The sequence below is a fragment of the Candidatus Schekmanbacteria bacterium genome (assembly GCA_003695725.1).
Taxonomy (GTDB): domain Bacteria; phylum Schekmanbacteria; class GWA2-38-11; order GWA2-38-11; family J061; genus J061.
This window is the reverse complement of sequence record RFHX01000337.1, coordinates 1-3,604: the sequence shown is the minus strand read 5'-3', so window position 1 is coordinate 3,604 and position 3,604 is coordinate 1. Positions and strand designations below refer to the sequence as shown.

3 protein-coding genes are annotated in these 3,604 nt (G+C 37.4%); all 3 read right to left on the bottom strand.

The genetic code is table 11. The features are described from left to right. Nucleotides 1–158: 158 nt before the first annotated feature. A complete protein-coding gene (locus D6734_12350; GenBank protein ID RMF92411.1) occupies nt 159–1,088 on the bottom strand; it encodes a DUF91 domain-containing protein in 930 nt (309 codons plus the stop codon). Nucleotides 1,089–1,393: 305 nt separating this feature from the next. Beyond that, on the bottom strand, nt 1,394–3,031 hold the full coding sequence (locus D6734_12345; protein RMF92410.1) for a DUF2075 domain-containing protein: 1,638 nt from the start codon (nt 3,029–3,031) through the stop codon (nt 1,394–1,396). Nucleotides 3,032–3,139: 108 nt separating this feature from the next. Next, a partial coding sequence (locus D6734_12340) for a DUF2130 domain-containing protein (GenBank protein ID RMF92409.1) occupies nt 3,140–3,604 on the bottom strand: 465 nt, incomplete at its 5' end.

The following is a 3,604-nucleotide window of genomic DNA, read 5'->3' as shown; positions in this document are numbered from 1 at the left end:
GAATTATAGTTTTCATAGTAATTTTCTCTTTCACAAATAACTTGCAAAAAACTTTTTCAAATAAATTTAATTGAAATTAAATAATTCCTTACAATTCTTCTTCATATTCTAGTGGTATTGATTCCAATCATTGTCTATCTCCTTTTTTTAATTTGGATTCACCAACATCCTACAACTTTGTTTAAAGTTACTTTTTCTGTTGCCTGCCACTTAATTTCATATCCAACTATGTGATGTGGAGAATTTTCTATGGCTTTTTTTACTGATGATTCTATAAGTTCTGCAACGAGACATCCGGTGACTGGTTTCCCATTTGCCAAGTTTTGAATGTAAGGACTTGTAAGATAGCGTGGTATTTGTTCTTCAACATGAACGGGTTGGGCACGACCTTGCTTTACTTCAAGAATGACCAATCCGCCAGAGTCTTTATCTTTTATGAGTATATCTATTATTCCACCTTCAACTCGTACTTGTCTGTCTATTACCTGAATTCTCCTGTCGAAAGAGTTATCATCCAAATTTTCCATAAGCCATCGTTCTATATCAGCTTCATCTCTGAAACCGGGATATTCTCCTGCAATTCCTCTTTTCCCTTTTTTTGGTGCGTGAATGTCGAAGTATGGCTGACAGGCTTTTATGGCTTCTTCGACATATTCAACAGGAACTTCAATGTTGCTGGCATTCCTAAAATTTTCAACTTTAAAAGGAATGTCTGCTTGTTTTAAAACATGTCTGTAATGTTTGCGGAAAAGCACTTGTTTGACATCAGTGCGGTATTTTTTGTTTGATGGTGAATTTGCGTTTAAAACCACAGGGGACAATTCGTTAGGCTTACGGGCAAATGAAATATATTCAGCTCCATCACCTTTGGGTTCCCGTTTGCTAGTTTGAGGATGACCATTTTGTATCAGACAAACCAACCCATATTTGAGAGCCAATTCGATCATATCGATTACAGGTTGTGTAAGCCGCCATTCCTTCGCTACATAGGAATCCCCCCCTTGACTTATAAGTAATCCGCGGCCAATTTGTTCAATTGTTAAATCGTGTTCAGTCCATTCTTTTTTCATATTCATTTTTCCTTTCATTTCTGTATGAAGTATTCAATTTCTTTCCACAATGAATAAAAATTGTGTTTTATCGTTCATAGGCACATCGCAACTCCGTATTTGCCATTCCTTTTACTTATAAATTATTTAAGCCATACATAAGCCAATTCACCCTTATCTATATTGATTTTTTAGCCGTTAGGTAAATATTCATATCCTGAAATAGAGAGAACTTGAAATGCTCTTTCACTAACATCTTTTCATCAATTTGGGATTTAACGGCAAAGTGTATATCCTTCGATTTTGACTGAGCTTTCAGTATAAAAGTATTATATTTCATATTTTCACTTCCCCCTCCTCAACACATTCAGGATGGTGCGGGCTCGTGAGATTGCTGTGTAGAGGCCGTTGTCAGACCAGCGGTCATCACTGGGATCAACATCGAGCAGAATTACTGCTGGTGACTCACAGCCTTTGTAACGAAGATAAGTGAAATAACGGATTGCATCAGCACCTGCTTCCTCCCGCTCATCTACAATTGTAAAATTTCCAAGTTGCCTTACATCCTTGAGGCAGGTTTTTTCTATGCTATGTCCTCCAAGGATTACAATGTCCTGCCTTCTGATTTTTTCTTCATTGACAAGGTGATGAAGAAGTTTTTGAAGCTTCTTTCTGCCTTCATAATCGTCGCTGTATATCGTTTCATTGACAGGGACACCTTCGGGCGCTCGTTCGTTTATTTTTATATCTTCTGAAGAGTAGTTTGAGAGCACTTTGAATATTGCTTTTGTGTTCCTGCAATTTCTTTTTAGCACAAATGGTTTCTCTTCGATTGGGAATCTCAATTTTGTTCCGTAGAGGTTTTGATAGGGATCATAAAAAATGTAGAAGTAGCTGTCATCCTTGAGCATTTCTTCGATTGTTATCCAATATTCCTCAAAGAAATCCTGTCCTTCATCTACAATGATGGCATCATATTTAATGGGTTTCTTTCTTAAGAAGTCATAAAAAAGGTTTGGTAGTGTTTTTTGCCAGAATGTTGAATCTTTTTTTATATCAACTTTGATTCCTGCCCTGTTCAATGTTTCGATGCAGAAGGCATGATAGTTTGATGTTTCAATATTTCCTTTTACATTTTTTATAGATTCTTTGAGAAGTTTTGATAATGGAACATTGAAGCAGAGAAGCAGTACGTCATTGCCTGCTTCGGCAAGCTCTCTTGCTTTCTTGAGAGCAAGGACAGTTTTACCTGTGCCTGCATATCCTTTGATGAGGACGCGTTTCCTTTCATCGAGGAAATCTAAAAGATTACACTGCTCATCGGTGAGTGTAAAGATATGTTCTTCATCTCTTTCTATTGCTTCAGAAAGTTTCGTTCCATATTCAAATGCGGGCAGGAGAGTTTTTCGAATTTCACGGTATTCTGCATAATTGAAAGCTGTGCCGTCTTTCTTGTATCTTTCCATTATTTGAGGGATGATGTAGTCAAGGTATTTGATCTGTCTGCCTGTGATCGTAATCTCATTTCGCCCTTCAGGCGGAAGATTCATTTCATCTACGAATATATCAGGAAAGCAGACAGCATATCCAATGGGGTATCTTTTCGCCTTTACTCCAAGTTTTTCTATCAAGTAATTTTGTATTATGTATTTGTTTTCTTTTGCCTGAACATAGGGTGATTTATTTAGTTTATGTCCGCTCGAGTTCCATTCTTTTTTCAATGGATTATACTTTATTACACCGCCCTTTACTTCTACCACGAGTATTCCGAGTTTTTCTGAGAGGATGAGAAAGTCTATTTCGGCATCTATTAATTTGTTATTGTGCTCGCGCGCAAGAATATCTACGGAATGAAATACAGTGAAGGAGTCGTCAAGCAGTGAAGAAAGTTTTTTGAAAACTCTCTTCTCTGCTTTGCTTGATGTATTTTGTGAAACTGTTGCTGGTATCATTTTAGCCATTGAATTGACTCCTCCTTGCATACAAGAGGCAGGTTGAATGAATCGATGTTTTTATTCTTGCCTCTGATATCTGCAAATGAATTAAAAGAGATTGTCACTTTAAAATTTCCTCTTTTATCTATTTCTTTTTTAATAGTCTTCATCCTCCTCTGCATTGCCATTGCCGGGAAGCTCAAGCAATTTTATTTCAGGCAGTGCATTCCCAATGATTGCCTCGATTTCACCAAACATTCTGGAAGTGTTTTGTATTGCAAGCTCTATATGTTTTTCTCTTTTTGCCCATTGTTTAGTGATTGATCTTTTTTCCTGCTCGAGTTCATCTTTCATAGCCTTGAAGGAACGGACTAATGATTCTACTCTTTGGGCAAATTCTGGGCTTGAAAGATAATTGTAGAGGATATTTATCTTTTCGTCTTTACCCTCTGATGAGCGTCTTACATAGGCAAGTTGTATGAGGTTCACGCGAAGCACAGATGCAAGATTCAGGGCGTTGCGGTCATCGGTAACCCATATGCCGTCTATTTGACCAAAAGAATCGATGTCTTTCGGAAGCGCGTTGCTCACAATTATGGCAATGTCTGCTTTTTCATTTTG

What these genes read in the sequence shown, in the direction of transcription:
- D6734_12350 (RMF92411.1), bottom strand. Translation starts at nt 1,088, where the DNA reads ATGAAAGGAAAAATGAATATGAAAAAAGAATGGACTGAACACGATTTA.
- D6734_12345 (RMF92410.1), bottom strand. Translation starts at nt 3,031, where the DNA reads ATGCAAGGAGGAGTCAATTCAATGGCTAAAATGATACCAGCAACAGTT.